Source organism: Planococcus sp. CAU13, assembly GCF_000775575.1.
Classification (GTDB): Bacteria; Bacillota; Bacilli; order Bacillales_A; family Planococcaceae; genus Planococcus.
In genome coordinates this window covers 1-4780 of sequence record NZ_JRGN01000083.1, presented here as the reverse complement: position 1 = coordinate 4780, position 4780 = coordinate 1, and the positions used below count along the sequence as shown (strand labels likewise).

At 47.3% G+C, this 4780-nt stretch carries 2 protein-coding genes; both read left to right on the top strand.

What is annotated here, in order from left to right; all coding sequences use genetic code 11:
- Nucleotides 1-168 precede the first annotated feature (168 nt).
- Nucleotides 169-3753, top strand: coding sequence for a dynamin family protein (locus KW93_RS03760; RefSeq protein WP_033541635.1), 3585 nt, complete (start codon nucleotides 169-171; stop codon nucleotides 3751-3753).
- A gap of 3 nt (nucleotides 3754-3756) precedes the next feature.
- Nucleotides 3757-4689, top strand: a complete 933-nt coding sequence (locus tag KW93_RS03755; RefSeq protein WP_033541634.1) for a sulfurtransferase — start codon at nucleotides 3757-3759, stop codon at nucleotides 4687-4689.
- Nucleotides 4690-4780: the final 91 nt, after the last annotated feature.

Genomic DNA, 4780 nt, shown 5'->3' with positions numbered 1-4780 from the left:
GCTCAGGCCGCTCCCCGAGGAAAGCGTCCACCTGGCGCGAAATGATTAGAGAAGTAGTTACTTTCAAAAAGTATTAAAACATCCTTTCCTTAATTGGAAGGGATGTTTTTCGTTTGGGTCGATAAATGGTATGATAAAAGGAGTATAAAATGAAGGGGATTCCTGAACATGACAGCTTTGGACAATCAGATAGAATTAATCGAGACGGCGCGCCTGCACCGCATCTTTGAAGAAAACGACGACAGCGACCGTGCAGCGAAAGCGAAACTATTCGGGAAGAAAATCCTGAAAAACCAATTCATCATCGGCTTTGCCGGCCATTTCTCATCCGGCAAATCGTCCATGATCAATGCCCTGACAGGCGAAACTTTATTGCCGTCAAGCCCGATTCCGACAAGCGCCAATATTGTCAATGTGCATAAAGCCGAAAAAGACTATGCCATCGTCAATAAAACAGAAGGCAAGCCGGTTTATTTTCCGGAGAATTACGATTTCAATGCGGTCAAGGAATACTGCAAAAGCGGTGACGTGACGCAAATTGACATTGGCCATAAAGAATCTGTATTGCCGGAAGGAGTCAGCGTCATGGATACACCGGGCGTGGACTCGACGGACGACGCCCACAGGATGTCAACTGAATCGGCATTGCACATTGCGGACATGGTCTTTTATGTCATGGATTATAATCATGTGCAATCCGAATTGAATTTTAATTTTACAAAAGAACTGCAGAAATACACCGATCTCTATTTAATCGTCAATCAAATCGATAAACACCAGAACAGTGAATTGTCATTTACAGATTTCAAAAAATCGGTAGAAGATTCTTTCGCTGCCTGGAGTGTTGAGCCGAAAGGCATCTTCTTCACGTCCCTGCGCGATTTCGGGATGGAAGGCAACGATTTCGAAGCGGTGAAGGGGCTTGTTTCTTCTTCGATGGAAGGCTGGCAGGGGAATATTGGAAAAGCAGCCGAGTCAGCGCTGTCCCAATTAAAAGATGAGCACCTAGCATACCTGGAAGATGAAAAAATGGAGAGGCTTGAAACGTTCTCCAATGTCCTGAGCCCGGAGGAATGGGAAGCCCGTGAAGAACTTAAAGATGAAACAAATCGAATGGAGCGGCGGCTTTCCGTACAGGAGTTTGAAAACTGGAAAACCGATTTCGAGAAAAACCGCAAAGAATTACTGGAAAATGCCAATATTATGCCATATGAACTGCGCAACGCACTGAGTTTATATTTGGAATCGATGCAATCCGACTTTAAAGTGGGTTTGCTGTTCAGCGGCAAAAAGACGGAAGCTGAACGTGCAGCCCGCCGGAATGAAGTGGAAGAAAAGATGGCGGCGGTCATCCCTTCCCAAATAACCGTTCATTTGAAAAGGCTTATGAAAACGGCACTCAGAGATGCCGGGTTTTTAACGGACAGTGAGTCACTGGCTATAGATGACCTGAAACTTGAACCTCCGTTTTCACTGGTCGAGGAGCAATTGCCAAAAGGCGTCCTGATCACAGGGGATACCGTGCTGAATTTCGCCAACAGCCTTAGTGTGGCAATTCAACGCTGGTTTATTAAAGAAACCGAAGGCTGGAAAAACGCCCAAAAAGAGTCGTTCGAATCATTGCCGGATGATGCCGGTACGGAGATCGGCATGAAAGCGGAAACCTTGAACCAGAAATTGCTGGCGATTCGAACGCTTGAAGAAATGGAAGAAAAAATAGCGAAGGTTCAGCGGGCATTTTCGGCCATGCTGCCCAACCAGAAAGTGAAAGCGGAAGAACTGGTGGTAAAGTGGAAGAGCGAATTTCACGTTACTGAAGAAGAAATGATCCAATTCGATCCGTCCATGCTGGCGGAAGACGAAAAAAATGTAGAACAGGCAGAGCAGCGTGAAAAATTGGACAGCCCAATTTCAGTACAGGACGAAGGGGCTGTCGTTCAGCGCGCAAGAACAACCGCAGCAGCACTCGAGCCGATCAGAGGGTTCCAGGAAACAGCTGAATACCTGAAAAGAAAAGCTTCCCGGCTCGATGGTCAGGAATTTACAATCGCGCTGTTTGGAGCTTTCAGCGCCGGTAAATCTTCGTTCTCAAATGCATTGATGGGCGAAAGCGTCTTACCGGTTTCGCCCAATCCGACGACTGCGACGATTAACCGGATCCGGCCGGTGACCCAGAACAATCCGCATGAAACAGCAGATGTCCGGTTAAAAACTGTCCAGCAGATGACGGATGACGTGCGCAACTCATTTGCAATATTCGGTGTGAAAATCCGTACATTGGATGAAGCCTTCCGCAAAGCTGAGCAGCTGCCGGAAGCAGGCGGAACCGAACAGCAGGTTCATAAATCTTTTATTGAAGCTTTCCGCAAAGGCTTTAAGGACTTTAAAGACCATCTGGGAGCAACGGTTCGCACTGACCGGGCTGAATTTGGATTATACGTAGCGAAAGAAGAAAGAAGCTGCTTTGTAGATGAAATCGATTTTTATTACGACTGCGATTTGACGCGCAGCGGTGTCACACTTGTCGACACACCGGGAGCGGATTCAATCAACGCCCGCCATACGAACGTGGCTTTTGAATATATACGCAATGCGGATGCCATTCTTTTCATCACTTATTACAACCATGCATTTGCACGGGCGGACCGGGAATTCCTCATCCAGCTGGGAAGAGTCAAAGATGCTTTCGAGATGGATAAAATGTTCTTTATAGTCAACGCGATCGACCTGGCACAAAATCAGGAAGAAAAAGAGTCAGTTGAAACATATGTCAAAGAGGAATTGCAGCGATTCGGCATTCGCTTCCCGCGCCTTTTCGGAGTTTCCAGCCTGCAGGCGCTAAAAAAACGTCAGGAATCCGGAATGCCGGCATTTGAAGAAGCATTCCAGCATTTCCTGAAAGATGAGTTGAAAGGCATGGCAGTGCAATCGCTTGCAGAAGAAGAGCAAAAAGCCGTCAGCCGTTTCGGTTCATTGATTGAACATACCAGTGCCAACATGTCTCGAAAAGACGAACGTCTGGCCGAACTGAAAAGCCTGGAGCAGCTGCTGCGCAGACAGTTTGCCGAATCTCCGGCTCCTGTGATGATCAAAGATGCAGCACAGGAACTGAACGAATTATTATATTATGTCAATCAGCGTGTGTTCTACAGATTCAATGATTTCTTCAAGGAAGCATTCAATCCGTCGCTGTTTGCCGGAAAGTCTGCACAGCAGGCACTGAATATGGCTTTGCACGAAATCCTTGAAATGACCGGTTTTGATTTTGAGCAGGAGATCCGTGTGACAAACTTCCGTTTGGCGCAGCAGATTAAAAAATCCATCGACAGCCGCTTCCGTGAAGAAACTGAAAAATTGCGTTCACAAAATCCCGATTTTTCCTTCACTCCATATGAAGTGGAAGAAGCGGTCATGCTCGAACCCGGTAAAGCCTTTGCGGGTGCCGAATATTCATCCGTAAAATCCTATTACAGAAACAATAAAAGCTTTTTCGAGAAAAATGAAAAAGAGAAATTGCGTGACGCCCTTCAGGCGCTGATGGAACCGGATGCGCAGGCATACCTGAATAAGGAAAAGCTGAAGCTCACGGAATGGGCTGAATTCTGGATCGAACAGGAAGCGGAAGGGTTGCGGCAGCATATTATCCGCCAGGGAACAGATCAGATCGATTCCGAACGGACACTTCTGCAGCAGGAAGAAAAACTTGCACATTGGAAACAGATTTACGCGAATTTGATAAGCGAAAGGGTGTAGGAAATGAATGTATTCATCGAAACCTTAAACACAGAAAAATATCGCTGGATCGATGCCCGTTATGAACTGGGCAAACCGGAGGCAGGTCAGAACCTGTATAAACAGGACCATATTAAAGGCGCGGTCTACTGGGACCTGGAAAAAGATATGAGCGATATGGCTTCTGGAGCCGGCCGCCATCCCATGCCTTCACATGAGCAATTGGTGAAATTGGTTCGCAGAAGCGGACTGACGGCAGCCGACAGCATTGTCGTTTACGACCAGGGCGGTTCACCTTTTGCTGCGAGAGCCTGGTGGCTCTTGAAATATTGCGGATTCGAAAATGTATACATCAGCAAATCCGGTTTTTCTGAACTGAAGGAAAAAGGGGCGGAAGTGACGGCTGAAATCCCGCAAATCGCTTCTACTGAAACGGTTCCGGATTTCAATATGTCCATTTATGCAGATCGCGATTACGTCAAAAAAATCATCGAAGGGGAAGAATTGGGCATACTCCTGGATGCCAGGTCGGCTGAACGGTATGCAGGAATAGAAGAACCGATCGACCGTGTAGCCGGAAGAATTCCGGGTGCCCATAATTTTGACTGGAGCCAGCTTGTGAGGGGCGGCCGATTCGATACCGAAACCGACCTTTCGGCGGTTGCACAGCAGCATGAACCGGTTGTTGTTTATTGCGGCAGCGGCGTGACGGCGGCTCCGCTTTATGCCATGCTTGCAGAAAAAGGTTATGAATCGCTGCGCTTATATACCGGCAGCTATTCGGACTGGATAGCGGACTCGGACAACGAAGTCGAAATCTACCGTGAAAAACAGCCGGAAGCCACTGACGATGATACGCGCGCCATCCTGGCGAAGCTGATCGAAGAAGGCTACAGCGGTGAGATGCTGATGAAGAAATTCGAATACGAAAAGTCGCTGCTGCAGGATAAGGAATAAAAACTTTAAACTAGATAATAAAGAGATGAAATTTACTAACCGATATTCCTCAAAACAGCTACGCTTTCCTGAGGGCTTGCGCTGAGCTAAC